A 21350-nucleotide genomic window follows, 5' to 3' on the forward strand; every position below is an offset into this window, starting at 1 on the left:
AAAACCCTGCCATGAACATGAATGCACCCAAGTTCCTCCCCCTTGCCATCGCGCTTTGCCTGTCGTGCGGTTTTGCGTCCGCACAACCCGCGAATGATTCGAGCCGGTTTGTCCGCTTGAAGCACAATAATCCCGGGCTGGTTGTCGACCTTGGCGTCGGCTTGTGGGCGTGGCCTGTCGTGTGTGATCGCAACGGCGACGGATTGCCCGACCTGATTGTCGTCGCGGGAGGCTCGCCCGACAAGGGATGCCATTATTTTGAAAACACGGGCAAAAAGGATGCCGAAACCGGCATGGATATATTCAAGCCCGCGGCTTATATTGGCCCCGGCAGCGGCAATGTGACCGCCTCATACACACCGGACGGATTGCGCGTGGTCGCGTCGGGATATGAATATCCCGATTTTATAAAAAACGGGCTCGCGCAGGCGAACAGGAAAAAACTTCCGCTGACCGCAAGGCAGATCCACCGCACATCCGGGCGGATTCGCGGCGAACAGTGGAGTTATGTGGATTATGATGGCGATGGAACCCTGGACTTGGTTTTTGGCGTCGGGGACTGGACGGATTACGGCTGGGACAACGCATACGATTCCAACGGGCGCTGGACAAACGGGCCGCTGCACGGATTTGTATATATAATGATTAACAAGGGCACCAACGCGAAGCCCCGTTATGAAAAGCCGGTCCGCCTGCAGGCGGATAATCGCGACATTGACGTCTATGGCATGCCGTCCCCTGTTTTCGGCGACTTTCGCGGCACGGGAAAACTCGATTTGATCTGCGGGGAGTTTGTAGACGGATTCACTTTTTATGAAAATGTGGGAACGCGGGAGTCGCCGAAATACGCGCCCGGCCAGCGGCTGTCCGCCGGGGGCGCGCCGCTGACGATGCCACTGGAGATGATCGTGCTCACGGCATGCGACTGGAACAAGGACGGGCACTTGGATTTGATCGTGGCGCAGGAGGACGGACGCGTGGCCCTGATGGAGAACACCGGCAATGTCATCAACTCGGAATGGCAGCCCAATCCGCGCGGCAAGCCGGTCGCCAAAAGCATGCCCGAGTTCAAGCCGCCGCGCTTTTTCAAGCAAGAGGCGGACAGTGTGAAGTTCGGCGTGCTCACCACGCCCGTTGCCGCGGACTGGGACGGTGACGGACGTGTGGATATATTGACGGGAAACACCGCGGGCGAAATTGCATTTATAAAAAACCTCGGCGGTTCCCCCGTGCGCTGGGCGGCTCCGCGGCTTCTCGAGGCGGACGGCATGCCCATATTGATAATGGCCGGATATAATGGATCGATCCAAGGGCCGGCGGAATCAAAATGGGGCTACACCAATATACATGTGGCGGATTGGGATGGCGACGGACTGCTTGATATCATGGTGAATTCCATCATCGGAAATATTATATGGTATAAAAACATCGGGACCAAAACGTCGCCCAAGCTGGCCGCCGCGCAACCCGTGCGCGCAATCTGGAAACACGGCGCGAAAAAACCCGCGTGGAATTGGTGGGATCCGAAAGGCGACGAGCTCGTGCTACAATGGCGCTGCACGCCTTATATGATCGACATCGACAAGGACGGGGTGCCGGACCTTGTGGCGCCCGACCACGAGGGTTACCTGGCATGGTTCCGCCATGTGGTTCGCAACGGCGAGCATTATGTAATGCCGGGTGAGCGCATTTTCAAAATGAAAGGATTGTCCGAGTTTGATTCCAGGGGCGCGGCCAACAAGGACGGGCCATCCGGCGGGGCGTTGCGCATGAATTATGGCGAGGCGGGAAAAAGCGGACGGCGCACATTTCATTTCACCGACTGGGACGGCGACGGCCGGGTGGATTTGCTCGTGAACAGTGTTAATATTAATTTCTATCGCAATGTCGCCACCAAGCCCGGGGAATGGATATTTGAGGACATGGGACAAGTGGACTCGAAAAAACTCGCGGGCCACAGCACGGCCCCGGCCACTTGGGATTGGGATGGCGACGGCAAGGAAGAACTGCTCGCGGGAGCGGAGGATGGATTCTTCTACTTGTTGAAAAAGGAATAAACAAAATCATACAATTTTTATGGCATCCTCATACCCAAAAAAAGGCATACTTGCGGCGCTCTGGCTGCCAACGGATGCGGAAGGCAACCTTCTCAAGCGCGAGCTCGCCGCCAATATCGGCTGGCTGAAAAGCAAGGGCATACACGGGGTGCTGGCACTCGGAAGCACCGGCGAGTTTCCGCAGATGAGCGCCGACCAGCGGAAGGAGGCGATATCCGCCGTGATCGAATGCGCGGCGCCGCTGCCAGTCGTTGTTAATATAAGCGATATACGCCCCGGCATTGTGGGCGAGCTGGGCAGGCATGCGCGTGCCGCCGGGGCTTGCGCGGTGGCGATCATGCCGCCGGGGTTTTATCCCTCGACGCAGGATGACGTGCTGGCGCACTTTTTATACGCCGCGGAACACGCGGATTTGCCCGTATTTTTGTATAATTTCCCCGAGTTGACCGGCACGCGAATCAATGTCGACACCGTGGCTAAATTCGCGGACCGGGCAAACATGGCGGGCATCAAACAAAGCGGCGGCGAATTTGATTATCACAAGGAGCTGGTCGCGCTTGGAAAGGAAAAGAACTATGTTGTGTTCTCAGGAGCGGACACGCGGCTTGCCGAGGTTTTCAAACTGGGCGCGGTTGGCTGCATAGGCGGACTGGTGAACATTGTCCCGGATTTAATGCTGGATTTATATAATATATGTCAGGAGGGAAAACCCGGAGACCCCGGCATCTTGACGGACAGGATTAAGTTTACCGGCGCAATGGTTGACAGGCTCACATTTCCGCTAAACGTCTCGGCGGGCATGGCCGCCCGCGGGCGGCCGGTCGGCGAACCCAAGGCACGGGTTTCCCCCGAGTCAAAACGCATTCACGACACCATCATTCGCGATCTCTCCGCCGCCTTTAATGAGTGGGGGCTGGAGTGCGCCAACGCTGAAAACAAGATGGCGTTTGCCTCCCCAACCAACGCATGTTTTTAAGGATTAATTTATGAACCCAAAATCCCCTGTTGGACTAGTTGTGTTTCTGGCGGCCGTTTTCCTGGCGCCGGCAATGGTCGCTGAAAATGGCGCGGCCGTGCTCCGCTCGGAGTTTATATACAAGGAGGCGCCCTATCCGGAGTGTCATGCGTCAACCATCGCCCAAACGGCGGAGGGCGGCATGGTCGCCGCGTGGTTTGGCGGCACGAAGGAAAAGAATCCCGATGTGTGCATTTGGGTGTCGCGTCTTGAGAATGACAAATGGACCGAGCCGGTCAATGTGGCCAACGGCATCCAGCCCGACGGCACGCGCCATCCCACCTGGAATCCGGTTTTGTTTCAGCCTCCCGGCAAGAACGCGCCCTTGATCTTATATTATAAAGTCGGCCCGTCGCCCCAAAAATGGTGGGGCATGCAGATGATTTCCAAGGACGGCGGACGCTCGTGGGAGGAGCCGGCCCGTTTGCCCGAGGGGATTTTGGGTCCCATCAAAAACAAGCCGGTTGTCCTGCCCGACGGCACATGGATTTCGCCTTCGAGCACTGAGGCGCGGCGGTCCGACTGGCGGGTGCATTTTGAAATATCAAAGGACCGGGGAAAAACCTGGCGCAAAGCGGGTCCCGTGAAAAAGGGAGCGGGGTTTGACGCGATACAACCGAGTATTTTGTTCATGAAAGACGGACGCCTGGAGGCGCTTTGCCGCACCCGGCAGGGCGTGATCGCCATGACATGGTCCGCCGACAATGGCGAGACATGGAGCCCGCTCTCGGCACTGGCCCTGCCCAATCCGAACTCGGGAACCGACGCGATCACGCTTTCCGACGGGCGGCAGTTGTTAATATACAATCATTCGGCGCACCGTGTGGAGCGTTCGGGATGGGGCGTGCGCCATCCGCTCAAGCTGGCGCTTTCCGACGACGGGATTAACTGGACGCCGGTTCTCACACTGGAGGACCAGCCCCTGCGCGAGGGTTATGCCTACCCGGCCATTATACAAACATCCGACGGATTGGTGCACATCACATACACATGGGATCGCAAGCGCATCAAATATACAGTCATAGACCCTTCGAAGTTGTGAAAACCTCCGGTCATTTTGCATCACTTGATATTATCGTTCTGGCTGCCTACTTCATGGCAACGCTGGGAATCGGCGCCGCCTGCTGGCGAAAAAGCAGGTCGGTTGACGGCTTCACCGCGGCGGAAAGCAGTTTGCCGGGCTGGCTGACCGGGCTTTCAATATTGGGAACGTATATAAGCAGCATTAGTTTTATCGCGCTTCCGGGAAAGGCGTTCGCGGCGAACTGGAACTCCTTTGTGTTCAGCCTTTCCATTCCTTTTGCGGCGTGGATTGGTGTGAAATATTTCCTGCCATTCTACCGCAACAGCGGATGCATCTCCGCATACACGCACCTCGAGGAGCGCTTCGGCGGCTGGGCGAGGACTTATGCGAGCGCCTGCTACCTGCTCACGCAAATGGCGCGCGTGGGAACGGTCACTTATTTAATGGCGCTGCCCATGAACGTCCTGCTCGGCTGGGATATCAGGCTGATCATTCTCATCACCGGAATAAGCACCACGTTATACACATTCATCGGCGGCATCGTGGGCGTGATATGGACGGAGGCGGCGCAAACAGTCGTGCTTGTGCTGGGCGCGCTGGTGTGCGCGGTTTTGATGCTGGCCGGATTGCCCGAGGGGCCGGGGCAGTTGTTCCAGATCGCGTCGGCGCATGATAAATTCAGCCTCGGCAGTTTCGGCGCCAGCCTGGCGGAACCCACGTTTTGGGTGGTGCTGGTTTATGGCGTGGTAATCAACCTCCAAAACTTCGGCGTGGACCAAAACTACGTCCAGCGCTACCACGCCGCAAAATCCGACCGCGAGGCGCGCAAAAGCCTGTGGATGGGGGCGCTGTTGTATGTTCCCGTTTCGGCTGTGTTCTTTTTCATAGGAACCGCGCTGTTTGCATATTATTCCACCCACGCGGGCGACCTTCCCCTTGAGTATCAAGCCGCCGACAAGAGCGACTACGTGTTCCCATGGTTCATCGTGAGCGTTTTGCCCAAAGGGATCACCGGCCTGCTCATAGCGTCGATTTTTGCCGCGGCGATGAGCACGATTTCGAGCAGCCTGAATTCGTCGGCCACCATTTTTCTCAATGATTATTACCAAAGATACATAAACAAATCATCCACGGAGCGGCAAAGGATGCGGGTGCTGTATGTTTCCACGATTGTGGTCGGAATAATCGGGACCTCGCTGGCGTTCGGCATGATCAACGTGAAAAGCGCGTTGGACGCGTGGTGGACGCTGGCCGGGATATTCGGCGGCGGCATGCTGGGATTGTTCCTCCTGGGATTCATCAGCCGCCGCGCCGGAAAGCCGGCCGGGGTAATCAGCGTGGCAGTCGGGATTTTGGTGATTTTGTGGATGAGCGTTTCGCCCAAGCTCGGCTGGGTGCCGGAGGGGATGCGAAGCCCGTTTCATTCGTTTTTGACGATCGTGTTTGGCACGGCGGCGCTACTGCTCACGGGATTGCTGGTGACCGCGTTCGCGCGGCCGAGGAAGCGCGACGGGGCATAGGGATTCGCGCACGTTTCGTTTATTTTTCTGCTTTCTTGAAATTATTTTTTAAGAAAGCGTGAAGTCGCGCGTTAACAGGCAAAGGTCACCACACATCCACCGACCCCAACAATGAAACCGGAGCCATCCAACCATGAACAATCACGCACCACAAATGCGGACGATTTTGCGCGCGCAATCGTCAACGAATACCAAGGCCCGCTCACGCGCTACGCCACCCGTTTCCTCGGCGACGCCGACCGGGCGCGCGACGTCGTGCAGGACACCTTCATGCGCCTCATGGAGCGTCCGGTCGGCGAGGTGGACGGACATCTCGCCGAATGGCTTTTCACCGTCTGCCGCCACCGCGCGCTCGACATTCTTAGAAAGGAGGCCCGCATGAGCCGCTTTGAGGAAGGCCAGATCGAACGTGTCGCAACCGACGATCCGCGCCCCGGCCGCGCCCTCGAGCACGAGGAGGCCCACACCGCCATGCTGCGCCTCATCGACGGCCTGCCCGCCAGCCAGCAGGAGGTCATCCGCCTGAAGTTCCAAAACGGATTCAGCTACAAGGAAATCAGCCGCATCACCGACCTCTCGGTCAGCCACGTCGGCGTCCTCATCCACAACGCCGTGCAACGCCTCCGCGCCGACTTCGCCGCGCAAAAATCGTAACACCAACGGGAGCCACAGAAATGAAACACAACGACAACAACCACTCTTCCGACAACACGCCCGCGCCCCAATTCTCCGCCGACGACCCGCGCCTCACCGCCTACGCCCTCGGCGAAATGGACGCCGCCGAACGCGCCGTCTTCGAAACCGAAATCGCCGGCAACCCCGCCGCGCAAGCCGCCGTCGCCGAAATCCGCGCCCTCGCCGGGCAACTCGAAACCGTCTTCGCCGCCGAACCCGCGACGGAGCAAAAAAACGCGCCCATCACCCCCGAACAAATCGAGGACTGGCGCGCCGCCCGCGAAGCCGAGGCACAAGAAGCGCGCAAGCGCGCGAAAAAACCGTTTCGCTTCCCGTATTTCCTCGTCGCCGGACTGGCGACGGCGTGTTTCGCAGTGGCGTTTTTCGCGATTCTGAAACCGGCGCACGATTCCCGACAGGCGGAAAAACTCGCCATGCAAAAAGCGCAAGCGATGTATGTCTCCCTGCCTGTCGAAGCCGAGTCCCGCGCGAAAGAGGCAAGCAGTGCTCCTGCAAGCGTTGCCAGTCGACCGACACCAGCGCAGACAGCCGCAACACTGGAGCGATTCACGGTCACTGGGGAACGCCACGGACAGGCCAAGCTCATCATGGAACAGCGCGCGGCTGATAACGTGGTCACTGCCATCGCCATTGATTCCTTTGGAGAGCTCACTCAAGGTTCTGTCGGCGAATTCATGAAATACATGCCCGGCATTGGTGCCTCCGCTGTTTCGCAAAACCCCGGTGCCGAATCCTACACCCGCTACGCCGACAATGGCTTTCTCGGCACCACTGAAAACCCGCTCTCGACCTTCTCCGCTGACATCGACACGGCCAGCTACACAAACGTCCGCCGATTCCTCAATCGCGGACAGCGCCCGCCAGCCGACGCCGTGCGCGTCGAGGAGATGATAAACTACTTCGCCTACAACTACGCGCCGCCCGCGAAGGAAAGCGGCGCGCCCTTCGCCGCCACGATGGAAGTCGCCGCCGCGCCCTGGAATCCCGAGCATCGCCTCGTGCGCATCGGCATCAAGGGCCGCGAAGTCGCCGACGATTCGCGCCCGCCCGCCAACCTCGTTTTCCTGCTCGATGTCTCCGGCTCGATGGACGAACCCAACAAACTCCCGCTCGTGAAGGAATCCATGCGCATGCTCGTCAACCGCCTGCGCCCAAGCGACCGCATCGCCATCGTCACCTACGCAAACACGATCGACCTCGCCCTGCCCTCCACGGCGGTGAGTGAGAAAACCAAAATCCTCGACACTCTCGACGCCCTCCGCGCCACCGGCGGCACCAACGGCGGCAAGGGCATCCAGCTCGCCTATGAAATTGCCAGGGCCAACTTCCTCAAGGAGGGCGCCAACCGCGTCATTCTCTGCACAGACGGAGATTTTAACATCGGCGTCACCAGCAACGACGAGCTCGCCACCATGATCGAGGAAAAGGCCAAAAGCGGCGTCTTCCTTTCCGTCCTCGGATTCGGCATGGGCAACCTCAAGGACTCCCGGCTCCAGGCACTCGCCAACAAAGGCAACGGCAACCACGGCTACATCGACAACCGCGCCGAGGCCCGCCGCCTCCTCGTCGAGCAAACCGCCGGCACTCTCGTCACCATCGCCAAGGACGTGAAACTCCAAGTCGAGTTCAATCCCGCGCAGGCCGCCGCGTATCGGCTTATTGGATACGAAAAACGCCTCCTTGCGAAAGAGGATTTCAACAACGACAAAGTTGACGCCGGTGAAATCGGCGCGGGCCACACCGTCACCGCCCTCTACGAGGTAATCCCCGCAAAATCCGCCGCGGAGGCGCCGCTTGCGACGTCCGCCGAAACCGACGCTCCCGTTTCAACCGTCGATCCCCTCAAATACCAGACCCAAACCGTCGTCACCACCACGCCCAAGCTCGAACTCAAGGGAGAGCTTCTCACCCTGAAAATCCGCTACAAGGCGCCGAGTGCCGACATGAGCGACAAAATCGAGTTCGCGCTCGAGGACAAGGGCGCGGCATTTGACGAGGCCAGTCCCGACTTCAAGTTCACCTGTTCGGTCGCCGCCTTCGCGATGCTGCTTCGCAACTCGCCCGACAAGGGCGTGGCGACCTACGACAGCGTCCTCGAATGGGCCGAGCCCGGCATGACCGGCGCAACCGGCGCCGAGCTCGAACGCCGCGGCGAATTCACCGACCTCGTCCGCCGCGCCAAACAGATCGCGACGAACTGAAAATGAAAAAACTGTATGTCATAGTTCCGACTGTGGCGACAGTTGCATTTGCGGCCTTTGTCTATTGGACGGCGGCCCCGAACCCGTGGCGCACTTTGGATTGCACAACCAACGGAAGCAACCAGTGCGAAGTGCATCACACCGCAATGGAAAAAAAGAAAGTAGCGGTCATCTACGGGCTCATGGCGCCGGAAGCATGGCTTCGCAATCACCTGAGGAAGGAAATCAATTATTTAAGTTTTTCTCGCATGGCGAAAAAAGAATTTCCCCATGCGAGAGACATTGTCTTCGGGGGATGCGAGATTTCGAACACCTCACCTGCATCAGCATATCTTTATGTTTGCCCGCAATGTGTGGACGCACTCGCAACCAAGATGGAAGTAAGCTTTGAACAATGAAGCGATCTCGCCTCATTGCCCCCATGCCCGCGCTCTGCTTTGCCGGTTATGGGTATTGGCATTCAAAAAAACGCGCGGAAAATAGCTGAGCACGAGGCGACCATTGTTAGCGAACCGCTGGTTGCATTTACCGATACCTAGAACGCGAGAATCAATCGACACATTACCGGAAAACTCGCACCAATGAGTTCGAAAAAATCGAACATTTGGCACATGACCGATGGCGCAGGCAAAGAGCCGCACCTGCATCAGAACCCAGAGGACAATAGCAACTATTCAGATCAGGGGGCATCCCTCTTGCCCCTCCGACATGAACATTGAGAGAAGTGCAACAATGCGTTCTTAAAAGAGGATGCAAAAACGCCGGATTAGTTATCGTTTTTCGTGCCGGTGATATTCAATTTGTAACGCTCCGGCATGAGTTTTGAGAGGATGAAGGCGATGTAGGTTTTGCGAGCAACAGGCGTCTCGGGCGAATGGAAATTTTTCTCAAGATAGGCAGCGATCTTTTGATCCTCCGCGCCATTGACCTGCAGCGACCACAAGGCGGCACCAAACATTGCCTCTTTCATTGCAGCATCCCTATCCTCGTCGTTTTTTTTGCTGGTTTTGAATTTCTCAAGCGCCCCTGCGTAGCGTGAATAATCAAGTGTGGCGATAATTGGATCGAGCGCCCCGGTGTCGCCCGTCCCGAAAAACCAGCCCCAGCAAAAGTCAAGCGCGCTCGGATCGGTGATTTCATGGCTGGAAATTTCAGGCACAGGGCGGACGGCCGCTTCCTCAAGGTTATTGGCTTTCAGGATTGCGCGTCCCTCGCCGGTGTCGCTCAGCCAAAGGATGGCCACAATCGCATTCATCATGGAGCCCGACATGTTTTCAAAATTATCCATGCGCCCTTTGATAAGAGAGGGATCACGTCGTATCACCTGACTCAGAAAAGCGATCATCGGCAAACTGCTCTGCGAATTTTCCAATACCTTTTCCCTGCAAAGATTATCCCAAAAGGCGGCGAACGGCCGGGTGTCGTGGGTGCGATAAAAATTTTTAAACCATGTGTTTTCGTCCGAACGATCCTGCATTGCCTTGTTTTTTTCATCCGCGACCGCAGTTTGGGCAGAATCGGTTTTTTTCGTAAAAAGCCTCCCGTTCAACGCCGCATTCTTAATGTCGCGCAGCATCTTGTCGTTAGGCGCCAAGGCGAGGCAGTGGTCGACTTGTTTGATGAGATTGTCCGTTTGCTGCATGTATATATACGCGAAAACTAAGCCGCGCTCGACATCCAGGTTTTTGTCCGTGCCGAGCAGCTCTCTCAATTTGAGCAGTGCGGCTTCACCCTTCGGCGCATTTTCCGGATTGGTTTGAAGATAAAAATAGGAAGCCTCCCAATTGATTGGAATGGAACGCGTATATTGTTTGAGCGCGGCTTCAAGAAGTATGGCGGCCTCACTGCCACTTTGCGCGACATCCAAATTGTGTCCGTAACGATAGAGCTGAATGAGCAACAGGGTTGTGCGCTCGTTTCCGCCGGAGACACGGTTGTGCAAACGGGCTTCCGGAACAAGATACGCCCACTGGCGGTAAGTGGCTTGCCGGTCTTCGTCATCCTTGATGTTGGGAGGATAATTGCCGAGTTTTTGGCAAAGCAAAACAGTTTGTTTTTCAATTTGATCAAGATCAAGTGACACCTGCTTGATATCGACGTCGGGAAATGGCAGCGCCTTGACTTTGGTAAACGAAGGTTCCTGCGCCGGCGCGTTTTTTGGGGACCCGGCAAGCATCGCACCCGCAAACATGGGCACGGACAATAATACGAGCATCCGGAGCACACTTTTAAAAAGGCAAGACATGGATATTATTTGGGGATTTAGATTTAAAGCATTAAGGCTGTGTCAGCCAACACCGGAACAATGAATCGCTCTTGTTTGTTTCTCAATGAGTTTTTGAAAGAATGTTTATTGGAACCTCTCCATAAAGCTGCCTCCGCATGTTTTTGTCTCTTCTGACGCGTCATTTTAAGAAGGCGTCTTTCCTTAGAAACCCTCGATCTATGACGTCATAATTCCAACGTCTTTGTTGGCGACATTGAATGAGCTTTGCGATGAAACCCACGCGCATCGACATTCCGATGGCACCTCTCGCCAAGAAAACAAAACCGACTTCAACCACGCACGATGTGACATCGCCACCGTGAACACCTCCACTTCAAAGCGCGCGTGAGTGACACACGCCCGTTGATGGTGACGGATTGTGCCGCGGCACGGGCGAGGGGCCGCATGGAAAACATTTTCGCAAAATATTGCGCACGCGGGCGCGCATTTTAAAGATGCGCAAACCATGCGACATATCACACAGGACTCCGGATTCGGCCTGAAGACGGAACAAGTCAAACGCCGTCACATTCTCGTGAAGGCGGTGATCATCGGCCTGGTGTCGGGAGGGCTGGCGTGCGCGTTTCGCTGGACCTTGATGCAAGTGGAGCACGGACGCACCGGAGCGCTTGCATGGTTGCGGGAAAATGCGCACTGGGCGGCAGGCTTGCTGGCGGCGGTCGGCATCGGCGCGGCCGGGTGCGCGCTGGCCTTGTGGCTTGTGCGCCGTTTCGCGCCTGAAACTTCGGGCAGCGGAATTCCACACTTAAAATCCGTCATGCTCGACCAGGCGGAAATGCGCTGGTGGCGGGTGATTCCGGTCAAGTTCGCGGCGGGCGTGATCGGCATCGGCGCTGGGCTCGCGCTCGGGCGCGAGGGGCCGACAATCCAGATGGGCGGGGCGACGGGCCAAATGGTTTCGCGGTGGTTTCGCGTGCGCGGCGGCGAGGGCGAGCGCAAGGCGCTCATGAGCGCGGGCGCTGCGGCGGGCTTGTCGGCGGCGTTCAACGCGCCGCTCGCGGGCGTCATGTTTGTGCTTGAGGAACTGCACGGCGTTTTTGCGCCGGTGCTGTTTGTGGCCGCTTTTGTGTCGTCGGTTGTCGCGGACATTGTGTGCCGTCTGCTTCTCGGCGCGTCGCCTGTTTTTGCCACGCCAAGCATCGCCGCGCCCACGCTGGCCGCGCTGCCGCTCGCCGCCGTGCTCGGCCTGGTGTGCGGGTTTGGCGGCGTGGCGTTCAACAAAGTGCTGCTTCGCAGCCTGGACTGGTTCGACGGTCTGCGTGCGCGCCGCTGGCCCGTGATCGCAATCGGCGCGCTTGCGGGCGCGGTGGTCGGGATCGCGGCATGGATTTGCCCCGATGTAGTCGGATCGGGTTCGCATCTCGCCGAGCACGCGCTGGGCGGCGGACTCAAAGTGATCGGCGTCATCACCCTGATGATGCTGGCGCGTTTTGCGCTGACGATGTGGAGTTTCGGCTCGGGCGCGGCGGGCGGCATTTTCGCGCCGCTGCTTGTCATCGGCGCGCTCGTCGGGCTCGCAACGGGGCACGCGGTGCACCAAGTGTGGCCGTCGCTTGTCGGACATCCGGAAATTTTTGCGGTGATTGGCATGGGCGGACTGCTGACGGCCATCGTGCGCGCGCCGCTCACGAGCATGGTGCTGATTATCGAGCTGACCGGAAAATACGATTTTATGCTGCCGGTGCTGACCTGCTCGCTGATCGCATACGGCGTGGCCGAGGCGATGAACTGCGCGCCGATCTACGAATCGCTGCGCCTGCGCGCGCTGGAAAAGTCCGCTGAAATCGCACCCGCCGCGTGATTTTTGTCTTTTCTGCCGCGCCATTTTAGGAAGGCATCTTGTTTGAAAACCTTGACCCATGACTCATAACTTCGACGTCCTTGTTGTCGGCACCGGAATCGCCGGGCTGAGCTTTGCGCTGAAAACCGCGCGCGCCGGCCTCTCGGTGGCGCTTCTCACCAAGAAAAACAAGGCCGAGTCCAACACCAACCACGCGCAAGGCGGCATCGCCGTCGTGATGTCGCAAACGGACGACTTCGAGGCGCATGTGCGCGACACGCTCGTGGCGGGCGACGGGTTGTGCAACGAAAAGGCCGTGCGCGAAATCGTCCGCGACGGGCCCGAGCGCGTCCGTGAATTGATCGACTTGGGGCTGGAGTTTTCGCGCGACAAATCGGGCGCGTTCGACCTCGGGCGCGAGGGCGGCCACAGCGCGCGGCGCATCCTGCACGTCAAGGACATGACCGGCAAGGCGGTCGAGGAGGCGCTGCTGCGCGCGATCGCGAACGAAAAACGCATCAAGCTGCTCGAGCACTTTTTTGCCATCGACGTCGTCACATCGGCCAAGCTTCGGCTCGGCGGCGCCAATCGCATCGCCGGCCTCTACGCGCTCAATGTGCGCAAGCGCCGCGTTGAGGCGTTTCACGCGCCCGTCGTCGTGCTCTCGACCGGCGGCGCGGGCCAGGTCTACCGCTACACGACAAATCCCGGCATCGCCACGGGCGACGGCATCGCGATGGCGTATCGCGCGGGCGTCGAGGTGCGCAACATGGAGTTCATCCAGTTTCACCCGACCGCGCTCTACTCGCTGAAAGGCGAGCGCTTTCTCATCAGCGAGGCGGTGCGCGGCGAGGGCGCGATCCTGCGCAACGCCGATGGCGCGGCGTTCATGAAACGCTACCACAAAATGGCCGACCTCGCGCCACGCGACATCGTGGCGCGCGCCATCGACGCCGAGATGAAAAAATCCGGCGCGCCCCATGTGTGGCTCGACATCACGCATCGCGACAGGGCGTTTCTGCGCGGCCGATTCCCGCAAATTTTCGAGACATGCCTCGCGCTCGGCATCGACATCTCCCGCGACAAAATCCCCGTCGTGCCCGCCGCGCACTACACTTGCGGAGGCGTGGCCACCAATCTTTCCGCCGAAACCTCGCTGCCCGGGCTCTACGCCTGCGGCGAGGCGGCCTGCACCGGCCTGCACGGCGCGAACCGGCTCGCCAGCAACTCGCTGCTCGAAGCCGTCGTGCTCGCGCATCGCGGCGCGCTTTCCGTCGTCAAATACACCGGCGCGCTCAAAAGTGAAAAACGCAAACGCGCCGCGAGCCCGAAGATTCCCGCGTGGCGCGACCTCGGCGGCGGCGACGAGGACGAGCGCGTGGTCATCGCGCACAACTGGGACGAGCTCCGCTCCACGATGTGGGACTACGTGAGCATCCTGCGCACATCGAAGCGGCTCGCGCGCGCCCGGCGCCGCATCGCCAATCTCGCGCACGAAACGCACGAGTATTACTGGAATTTTTCCGTCGATCCGCGCCTGCTCGAGCTGCGCAACTTGATACAAGTCGCCGAACTCGTCGTGAAGTGCGCGCAACAGCGCAAGGAAAGCCGCGGGCTGCACGCCATCGTTGACCATCCGAAAAAATTGAAAGCCGCGCGCGACTCCCGGGCGCGCAGCAGAAACGAGCAGCCCCGCCGGCCGAAGGCCTGAAGCCCCCGCGTCAGGACAAAGGCGAGAGCGTTTCAGCCACGGGCACGCGGTAGGCCTTTACCGCGGGGATGATTCCGCCGAGCGCGCCGAGCGCGATCATGCCGAGCGGGCACCACACCAGAACCGCGTGCCACGCGGCCACGGAAATGACGACGCCCGTTTGTTCGCGAATCAATTCCGCCGCGCCCGTCATCAGCACAAAATACACGACAAAGCCGCACGCCGCGCCAAGCGCGCCAATCACCATCGACTCCAGCACCACGCCGCCAAACACCGTGCCGCGACGGGCGCCCAGAGCGCGCAGGATCGCGATGTCGCGCTGCCTCGTGCTCATCGACGCGTAGATGCTCGCGAGCACGGAGCCCGCCGCGACCAGGACGACAACAAACGCCACCAGCGCCAGCACGCGGTCAAACCAGCCGATCTTGTTGAAAAAATCCGCGATGATCGCGCTCGTCGGATAGGCAAACGTGAGGCGCCCGCCCTGCTTGTTGTAATACTGGTCGAGCGCAAATCCCGCCGACGGCGCGCGCAGCCGCACAAGCACCGCGCTCAACTCCGAGCGCGACGACTCGGCGTGCCCCGCCATGTGACGCGCGCCATCGAGCGGTATCCAGATCACACGGTCGGCGGGCGTGTTGGTCGGCGCGAGGATGCCGGCGACCCTGTATTCCTCGTCGTGCTCGTGATCGGGCGCATGGGCGAGTCCATGGCTGGGACGAAACACCGAGCCGACGGAGAGCCCGAGTTGCGCGGCGGCGAAACTGCCGGCCAGCGCCTCGCGCGAATGCGCGCCCGGCAAAAAGACCTTCCCCTGCGCAATCGTGAATTTTGTCCCGCTCGTGTGCTCGGCATCCGTGAACAACTCCGGCACTGTGCCGACGATGCGCCAGCCTTTGTAGTTGTCGCCGGTGGCGACGGGAATGGCCGCCTTCACCGCGGGGTGCTTTTTAATGCGCTCGTAGTCGGCGTCCAAAATGTTTCCGGGCGAGGACTCCATGTGAAAAATGGCGTTCAGCACGATCTGCAATTCCGAGCCTCGCGCGGCAAGCACGCCGTCGAAACTCGTGCTGGTTTCCAAGAACGCGCGCTGCGATTGCGCCCTCACCATCCACACTGTCATGAGCAGGCCGGTCGCCAGCGCGATGCTGGCCGCGGTGACAAGCGTCGAAAGCGCGTGCTGGCGCAGGCTGCGATAAATGATGAGCGGGATGGTCATTTGAATGCGGAATGAGGAATGAGGAATGCGAAACGAATCCCGGGGCTTCGCCCTGCCTGATATGTGATTCTGTCGATGCCGTTTTTCATTCCACGGTGCGCGAGGGCGCCTCGCCGGGTTTGCGCGGCTGGCCCCAAGGGGTGCGCGAGGCGTTGTCCATGCGGTTGATTTCGGTGAAGTCGCGCACGTTGTCGAAGCGCGCGAGCGTGGCGTCGTCATGGCTCACGAGGAGGAGCGCCGCGCCGCACTCGCGGCAAGTGTCCTTCATGAGGTCGAGCGCGCCGGCGGTGTTGCGGTTGTCGAGGTTGCCGGTCGGCTCGTCGGCGATGACGAGCTTGGGCCGGTTCGCGAGCGCGCGCGCCACGGCGACGCGTTGTTGCTGCCCGGTCGAAAGTTCGCGCGGAAAATGTTGCAGGCGGTGCGAAAGGCCCACTCGGTCGAGCATCGCGCGCGCGCGAACGCCGTCCGCCCCGCCCGGCGCGAACGACATGCCGAGCAGGACGTTTTCAAGAACCGTGTGCCCTTGCAGCAAATTGAACGCCTGGAAAATATAGCCGATCTTGGCGGCGCGCAGGGCGTCGCGCCGCGACTCGCCGGGCGCGGTCATCTCGACGCCGTCGATTGTGATGACGCCGCTGTTGGGGCGCAGAATTCCGGCGATGAGGTGCAGGAATGTGGTCTTGCCCGAGCCGCTTTCGCCGCGCAACGCAATCTGCCCGCCGGGGTCGAGGTGAAAGTCCGCCACGTCGATGACGCGCACCTTGGCGCCCTCGGGTGTCGTGAAACTTTTGGTGAGATTGCGAACGGTGAGCATGGGTGTGCGGCGGATGCGTGTTGCGGGGCCACCATCGCGCATGCCGGCAAAAAGCGCGAGTGTAATTTGTGCGGCCGTCGCGCGGGTTTCTCAAGAGGTCATCGAACTCATCGCGCGGTCATCCACGCGCCCGACCTCGTTTTTCGCCCCGGCGTTCTGCGCGAGCAGGCAGTTTATTTGCTTGCGCAGGAACTTGATTCTTTTGCGTTTGGACATCCGGTTGTAGAAGCGAAAATAGCTGCAAAGCTTGATGCCGTTTTTGTCGCCGACGCCGTCGATTAGCACAAAGCGCATGCGGTTTGTTTCGCTGTCATGGGAATACACCATGTTATCCGGGCGCAAATCACCCACCACGACGTCGCTGGCGACAAACGCCACGGCGAAATCCTCAAACGCGGCGCGCACTTTTTTGTCGAACTTCCCCTGCTTGATGAGCTGGGTGAAATTCATCGCGTAGTTTCCGTCCCCGTCGCGCTCGGCTCCGCTCACCGAGGCGAGGCCCAAGTCCGTTTCGAGAAATCCATAAAATCGCTGCAAGAAAGGCGGCCGCGCCTCATTTGCCGCAAAACAGGCGATGTGCTCGATGGCCTCGCGCGCGGTGTCGTTGTAATATTTGAAACGGTCGAAATGACGCCGCCAGAATGATTGCGCGGCCTGCGTCCTTTGCCGGAACTCCGGCTTCGGCACTTTCAGCACAAGCGAATCGTTGTGCGGGTGCGCGTAGATCATGCGGTGCCCGCCCACTGCAATCGGGGTGCGATGGCTCAGTTTTAAAGGCAAATGTGTGATGTCTTGTGACATTTATGCGGCGGAGGCTTTTTCTCAGGCAACAAATTGAAACCATTTGATTACCCCATCGCCGGGGGGCGCGTCAAAGGGTTTGTCGTTCCCGGAAGAGACGGGCCTGTCGCCGCGAAAGGTCGATTTTTTTGCCGTTGTCCAGGGTGATCATGAGGCTGCCGCTAAACCAGGGTTCCACCGCGGTGATGTGCCGGAGGTTGATGAGCTGGGCGCGGTTGGCGCGAAAAAAGAGCGCGGCCGGCAAGCGCGCCTCAAGCGAGCTGAGGGAGCGTTTGACAACGGCCGTGCCCTTGCCGAGCCAAAGCACCGTGTGCGCGCCGATCGACTCGGCGCCGCGTATGCTCTCAACCACGACAAACGCGAGATGATCGCCGTCGCCGACAAGGATGCGGTCGCTCGCGCCGAACGCAGGCGCGGAAGCGCCCGCATGGTCGTCGGGCGAGGGCGGCTCATCCGCGGCGGCGTGGTCGTCGGGCACGAGGCGGTCGATGGCCGTCGCCAGGCGCGCGGGCGAGATGGGTTTCAAAAGGTAGTCCTTGGCGGCAAACTCGAACGCGCGCAGCGCGTGCGAATCGTATGCCGTGGTGAAGATGACGCGCGGCGCGTTCTCGCCGAGCGAGACGAGCAGGTCGAAGCCGGTTTCCTCGGGCATTTGCACGTCGAGAAAGATGAGCGAGGGCTTGTGTTTTGCGATGAGCTCGCGCGCCTGCGCCGCGTTGCCCGCCTCGCCCACGATGTCCACTTCGGGGTGGGCCTGGAGCAGGTCGCGCAGCTCGGCGCGCGCGAGGCGTTCGTCGTCGATGAGGAGGGCTTTGATCATGGCTGTGTGTCGGGATTAAAAGCGGGTGTCTCGCCTGTGATCAGGAAGTCAACCCCGTTTGCCGGCGCGGGCACTGCGGGGAGCGCGACCTTGGCGACCACGAGATGCTCCTCTTGCGAAACGGAAAGCGATGCGCGCTCGCCGTAGAGAAGCCGGAGCCGCTCGCGGATGTTGCGCAGGCCCGTGCCGGTCGTGAGCGGCGCGTCCTCGTCCGCGGGCTTGTCGGCGAGCACAAGAAATCCCTGGTTGGTGACGCGCAGATGAATTGTTTTTTCACCGCCCGTCCCGGCGCCGGCGTGCGGCTCCAGCCAGATTTCGCATATCACGTCGATGCCGCCGCTGCGCTGGTTGAGGCCGTGCTTGACGGCGTTTTCAACAAGCGTGAGCAGGAGCATGGGCGGGATGTTTTCGCGCAGCGCCTCCGGCGCGATTCGTTGCTTGATGCGAAGCCGGTCCTCATGGCGCAGGTGCTCGAGCGCGAGGTAGTCGTTCACGAAGCTGAGCTCGGCCGCGAGCGGGATGATCGCAAAATCGGAGAGTGTGAGCGAGTGGCGCATCATGTCGGCCAGGTGCGTGACCGCGTCGCGCGCCGCCTTGGGTTCGCGCTGTATGAGCGCGCGCAATGTGTTGAGGCTGTTGAACAGAAAGTGCGGGTTGAGCTGGCCCTTGAGCGCCATGAGTTGCGCCTCGCGACCGGCGGCAAGCAGGCGGGCGCGCTCGGTTTCGAGGTAGCGGGTTCGCGCCTGATAATAATAGGCGCTATACAAACCGCCCCAGATCGTAAGCCCCACCGCAATGCCGATCCAGTTTAGGAACAATATGAAAAATAAGTTGTGCTCAACGGCGCCCTCGCTTCTGGCGATGCTGTTGAGCTTCCAAATAAGGGGCGCCGAGACGGCCAGAACGGCGGTCGAGGAGAAGAGGCATATCACCGACACGCGAACCCTCAGCGGCTTGGACCGCGAGAACCACCTGCGCTTGCGAGCCACCAGCCAGATGATGTGCGAGCAGGTCGCCATCATAATCGTCTCATAGACTTTTATGCCCGCTATGTAAGACCTGTATTCCGTCGGCGTGCCGTCCCATGTGAAGTGTATGAAACTGAGAAGCAAAAAAAAGCCCCACAAACAAAACTGAAACCGAATGTAGTCGCGACGCGCCGTCGGATCGAACGGCTGCGCGCAGCAGTCCGTCTCAGGCGTGTTTGGTTGTGTTGTGGTTGCCATGATGGGATTGCGAATGCTGTGCGAGGGGGAAATCGCAAACGAGGTTGGGGAAACTACGGGACTAAAAACTTATTTTACCATGCTAAAAAAAAGCTAACCCGGGCTCCTGTTACTCGTTTGAGCGTTATGTCTCTCCTACAATGCTCTTTTGCGAGGGAGCCCGGGCGCTATCCATGCTATACCAAACGCAGCTGAAGACCGCTGCGGAAACCGATAGACAAATTAGAACTTCACCGCGCAGTTGAGACCCACGAGGGCCATGTTGCGCTCGCGCAGGTCGTTGGTCTCGTCAACATACAGCCACTTGCCGCCGACGCCCACGGAAACGTTTTTGTTAATCACCCAGTCGAGCCCGAGCGACGCGCCGCCGGTGAACGCCGTGCGACTTTTGTTGCGGATGCCCGGCTGGTCCTTGCTCTTTTCAAACATCGCGCCGGCATGGACGCCCGCGCGCGCCTGAAAACATTTTCCAAAGGGAATCAGGTATTGGTAGCTGGTGGTGAGCGGCATGAATTTCATCTTGCCGGGGCCCTTGTCGTAATCCGCCTCGAAGTAGGCGAAGTCGAGGCCGACCTGGTGGTGCTTGTGAAAAATGGCGCCGCTGGAAATCGCTCCGCCGAAACCGTCGTCAAGGCCGTTGTTGGACGGAACCCAGAAGACCGAGGGCTCCACATAAAAACTGACGGGACGCGTCGAGACATCCCCGCTCAGTTGGGCGAAAGCCGAGCCGGCAAACGCGATTGCTAGGATTGAGAGTGCGATTTGTTTTTTCATGGCTGTCTTTGTGTTCTATTTTAAGGCCCGCGCGGCGACTCTCGTGAATCCCCGCGCGGAGCAGGTTATGGTGTCTTAAGGAAGCCGTGTTACCGGCCGCCGATGTGCGCAATTGATGGCAAACAAACGCGCCGTCGCGACAAAGAGTGCACGAACGGTCGCGCGCCGAAGGCGAACGGCGAACGCCCTCTCGCGAGCGGAGCGTTTCGCGCCTTTTGTTTGTTTGGGGCACAGCGATTCTGTCACAGCAATTCTGCTCGCGCGCCGCGCGCAATTTGCCTTCTATTCCCCCCATGCATATTCTCGGAAAACCCACCCGCATCGTGACCCTGGCCGCCTTCCTCGCACTTCCGTTTCTCACCGCCGCCACGGCGCGCGCGTGGGACTACGAGGGCCACCGCGCCATCAACCTCGTCGCGCTCGACTCGCTGCCCGCCGACGCGCCCGCCTTCCTCCGCACGCCCGAGGCGCGCGAACGCATCGGCTTCCTCGCGGGAGAGCCCGACCGCTGGCGCAACTCCTACGATCCCTCCATCCGCCACATCAACCAGATCGAGCACTTCTTCGACGTCGAGGACCTCGAACCGCTCGGCATCAAGTTCAGCGAACTCCCGCAGTTCCGCTACATCTTCGTGAGCGACCTCACCCGCGCCCGCGACATCCACGCCGACAAGCTCCCCAAAATCGACCCCGTCCGAAACCGCGACGCCACGCGCGCCTACCCCGGATTCATTCCCTGGGCCATCGCCGAAAACTACGGCAAGCTCAAGTCCGGCTTCTCCTACCTGAAAGCCTTCGAGGAGCACGGCGGCACCGCCGAGGAAATCGCGCAGGCCAAGGCCAACATCCTCTACGTCATGGGCACCATGGGCCACTACGTCGGCGACGGATGCCAGCCGCTCCACGTCACGAAACACTTCAACGGCTGGGCCGGCCCCAACCCCAACGGTTACACACGCGCGCGCACCATCCACAGCTGGATCGACAGCGGACTCTTCAACAAAACCGGCGGCATCGACGCCGCCATGATCGCCGACCGCGCCAAGCCCGCCGAGCGCCTCTCCAACGCCCCCGACGACCCCGCCGGACGCGACCCGATCTTCGTGCAAATCCTCGCCTACATCGAGGGTCAGCTCCCCGCCGTCGAGCAAATCTACATCTACGAAAAAGCCGGCAAGCTCGACCCCGCGCAACCGCAGTCCAAGGAAGGCCGCGCGCTCCTCGAAAACCAACTCCTTCGCGGCGCCAAAATGCTCGGCGACCTCTGGTATACCGCCTACAAGGACGCCGGCCCCGACAACTACCTCATCACCAGCCTCAAGGCGCGCCAAACCCGCAAAGCCGCCGCCGAATAATTGCGCCTTCTGCCATCGGTCAGATCAGGCAAATCAGCCCGATCTGACTG

The 21350-nt window shown here is 59.8% G+C and carries 17 protein-coding genes; 10 read left to right on the plus strand and 7 right to left on the minus strand.

The genetic code is table 11. The features are described from left to right. Positions 1 to 11: 11 nt before the first annotated feature. The 7 genes from M2103_RS00520 to M2103_RS00550 all read left to right on the plus strand — a co-directional run bounded on the left by M2103_RS00520 (position 12) and on the right by M2103_RS00550 (position 8911). Positions 12 to 2057 carry a VCBS repeat-containing protein gene (locus M2103_RS00520; protein ID WP_277508038.1) on the plus strand — a complete coding sequence of 682 codons (2046 nt, stop codon included), beginning with the start codon at positions 12 to 14 and terminating at the stop codon, positions 2055 to 2057. 19 nt (positions 2058 to 2076) lie between these two features. After that, positions 2077 to 3033, plus strand: a complete 957-nt coding sequence (locus M2103_RS00525; RefSeq protein ID WP_277508039.1) for a dihydrodipicolinate synthase family protein — start codon at positions 2077 to 2079, stop codon at positions 3031 to 3033. A gap of 10 nt (positions 3034 to 3043) precedes the next feature. Then, positions 3044 to 4114: a sialidase family protein gene (locus M2103_RS00530; protein ID WP_277508040.1), complete on the plus strand. Its 1071-nt coding sequence runs from the start codon at positions 3044 to 3046 to the stop codon at positions 4112 to 4114. 53 nt (positions 4115 to 4167) lie between these two features. After that, a complete protein-coding gene (locus M2103_RS00535; RefSeq protein ID WP_277508041.1) occupies positions 4168 to 5616 on the plus strand; it encodes a sodium:solute symporter in 1449 nt (482 codons plus the stop codon). Positions 5617 to 5727: 111 nt separating this feature from the next. Beyond that, on the plus strand, positions 5728 to 6270 hold the full coding sequence (locus tag M2103_RS00540) for a sigma-70 family RNA polymerase sigma factor (protein WP_277508042.1): 543 nt from the start codon (positions 5728 to 5730) through the stop codon (positions 6268 to 6270). A gap of 20 nt (positions 6271 to 6290) precedes the next feature. Continuing rightward, complete coding sequence (locus M2103_RS00545) at positions 6291 to 8513, plus strand: von Willebrand factor type A domain-containing protein (protein ID WP_277508044.1); 2223 nt, start codon at positions 6291 to 6293, stop codon at positions 8511 to 8513. Between the two features lie 2 nt (positions 8514 to 8515). Then, the gene (locus M2103_RS00550) at positions 8516 to 8911 is read left to right on the plus strand and encodes a hypothetical protein (protein ID WP_277508045.1); all 396 of its coding nucleotides are present in this window, start codon (positions 8516 to 8518) and stop codon (positions 8909 to 8911) included. A 368-nt stretch (positions 8912 to 9279) separates the two neighbouring features. On the opposite strand, the gene M2103_RS00555 is transcribed toward M2103_RS00550, so the two are convergent. After that, positions 9280 to 10758: a hypothetical protein gene (locus tag M2103_RS00555; RefSeq protein ID WP_277508046.1), complete on the minus strand. Its 1479-nt coding sequence runs from the start codon at positions 10756 to 10758 to the stop codon at positions 9280 to 9282. A 487-nt stretch (positions 10759 to 11245) separates the two neighbouring features. On the opposite strand from M2103_RS00555, the gene clcA reads away from it, so the two are divergent. Together clcA and nadB are read left to right on the plus strand one after the other, a co-directional pair. Then, entirely contained in the window at positions 11246 to 12601 is a 1356-nt protein-coding gene (gene clcA, locus M2103_RS00560; RefSeq protein ID WP_277508047.1) for a H(+)/Cl(-) exchange transporter ClcA, read from the plus strand. A gap of 58 nt (positions 12602 to 12659) precedes the next feature. After that, complete coding sequence (nadB, locus tag M2103_RS00565; RefSeq protein ID WP_277508048.1) at positions 12660 to 14291, plus strand: L-aspartate oxidase; 1632 nt, start codon at positions 12660 to 12662, stop codon at positions 14289 to 14291. A gap of 10 nt (positions 14292 to 14301) precedes the next feature. On the opposite strand, the gene M2103_RS00570 is transcribed toward nadB, so the two are convergent. The 6 genes from M2103_RS00570 to M2103_RS00595 all read right to left on the minus strand — a co-directional run bounded on the left by M2103_RS00570 (position 14302) and on the right by M2103_RS00595 (position 19945). Beyond that, complete coding sequence (locus tag M2103_RS00570; protein ID WP_277508049.1) at positions 14302 to 15510, minus strand: ABC transporter permease; 1209 nt, start codon at positions 15508 to 15510, stop codon at positions 14302 to 14304. An 85-nt stretch (positions 15511 to 15595) separates the two neighbouring features. Further along, positions 15596 to 16324: an ABC transporter ATP-binding protein gene (locus M2103_RS00575; RefSeq protein WP_277508050.1), complete on the minus strand. Its 729-nt coding sequence runs from the start codon at positions 16322 to 16324 to the stop codon at positions 15596 to 15598. A gap of 90 nt (positions 16325 to 16414) precedes the next feature. Beyond that, positions 16415 to 17104, minus strand: coding sequence for a YrbL family protein (locus M2103_RS00580; RefSeq protein ID WP_277508051.1), 690 nt, complete (start codon positions 17102 to 17104; stop codon positions 16415 to 16417). Between the two features lie 91 nt (positions 17105 to 17195). Continuing rightward, on the minus strand, positions 17196 to 17945 hold the full coding sequence (locus M2103_RS00585) for a response regulator (protein WP_277508052.1): 750 nt from the start codon (positions 17943 to 17945) through the stop codon (positions 17196 to 17198). Then, positions 17942 to 19171 carry a histidine kinase gene (locus M2103_RS00590; RefSeq protein WP_277508053.1) on the minus strand — a complete coding sequence of 410 codons (1230 nt, stop codon included), beginning with the start codon at positions 19169 to 19171 and terminating at the stop codon, positions 17942 to 17944. Before M2103_RS00590 ends, M2103_RS00585 begins: the two co-directional genes overlap by 4 nt. Before the next feature lie 222 nt (positions 19172 to 19393). Continuing rightward, complete coding sequence (locus M2103_RS00595; protein WP_277508054.1) at positions 19394 to 19945, minus strand: outer membrane beta-barrel protein; 552 nt, start codon at positions 19943 to 19945, stop codon at positions 19394 to 19396. Between the two features lie 293 nt (positions 19946 to 20238). Here M2103_RS00595 and M2103_RS00600 point away from each other — a divergent pair, with 293 nt between their 5' ends. Further along, positions 20239 to 21300, plus strand: coding sequence for a hypothetical protein (locus tag M2103_RS00600; protein ID WP_277508055.1), 1062 nt, complete (start codon positions 20239 to 20241; stop codon positions 21298 to 21300). Positions 21301 to 21350: the final 50 nt, after the last annotated feature.

Source organism: Ereboglobus sp. PH5-5 (assembly GCF_029504805.1).
Lineage (GTDB): Bacteria > Verrucomicrobiota > Verrucomicrobiia > Opitutales > Opitutaceae > Ereboglobus.

What these genes read in the sequence shown, in the direction of transcription:
- M2103_RS00570 (WP_277508049.1), bottom strand. Translation starts at nt 15,510, where the DNA reads ATGACCATCCCGCTCATCATTTATCGCAGCCTGCGCCAGCACGCGCTT.
- M2103_RS00590 (WP_277508053.1), bottom strand. Translation starts at nt 19,171, where the DNA reads ATGGCAACCACAACACAACCAAACACGCCTGAGACGGACTGCTGCGCG.
- M2103_RS00575 (WP_277508050.1), bottom strand. Translation starts at nt 16,324, where the DNA reads ATGCTCACCGTTCGCAATCTCACCAAAAGTTTCACGACACCCGAGGGC.
- M2103_RS00525 (WP_277508039.1), top strand. Translation starts at nt 2,077, where the DNA reads ATGGCATCCTCATACCCAAAAAAAGGCATACTTGCGGCGCTCTGGCTG.
- M2103_RS00530 (WP_277508040.1), top strand. Translation starts at nt 3,044, where the DNA reads ATGAACCCAAAATCCCCTGTTGGACTAGTTGTGTTTCTGGCGGCCGTT.
- M2103_RS00555 (WP_277508046.1), bottom strand. Translation starts at nt 10,758, where the DNA reads ATGTCTTGCCTTTTTAAAAGTGTGCTCCGGATGCTCGTATTATTGTCC.
- M2103_RS00520 (WP_277508038.1), top strand. Translation starts at nt 12, where the DNA reads ATGAACATGAATGCACCCAAGTTCCTCCCCCTTGCCATCGCGCTTTGC.
- nadB (WP_277508048.1), top strand. Translation starts at nt 12,660, where the DNA reads ATGACTCATAACTTCGACGTCCTTGTTGTCGGCACCGGAATCGCCGGG.
- M2103_RS00595 (WP_277508054.1), bottom strand. Translation starts at nt 19,945, where the DNA reads ATGAAAAAACAAATCGCACTCTCAATCCTAGCAATCGCGTTTGCCGGC.
- M2103_RS00600 (WP_277508055.1), top strand. Translation starts at nt 20,239, where the DNA reads ATGCATATTCTCGGAAAACCCACCCGCATCGTGACCCTGGCCGCCTTC.
- M2103_RS00585 (WP_277508052.1), bottom strand. Translation starts at nt 17,945, where the DNA reads ATGATCAAAGCCCTCCTCATCGACGACGAACGCCTCGCGCGCGCCGAG.
- M2103_RS00540 (WP_277508042.1), top strand. Translation starts at nt 5,728, where the DNA reads ATGAAACCGGAGCCATCCAACCATGAACAATCACGCACCACAAATGCG.
- M2103_RS00545 (WP_277508044.1), top strand. Translation starts at nt 6,291, where the DNA reads ATGAAACACAACGACAACAACCACTCTTCCGACAACACGCCCGCGCCC.
- M2103_RS00535 (WP_277508041.1), top strand. Translation starts at nt 4,168, where the DNA reads ATGGCAACGCTGGGAATCGGCGCCGCCTGCTGGCGAAAAAGCAGGTCG.
- clcA (WP_277508047.1), top strand. Translation starts at nt 11,246, where the DNA reads ATGCGACATATCACACAGGACTCCGGATTCGGCCTGAAGACGGAACAA.
- M2103_RS00550 (WP_277508045.1), top strand. Translation starts at nt 8,516, where the DNA reads ATGAAAAAACTGTATGTCATAGTTCCGACTGTGGCGACAGTTGCATTT.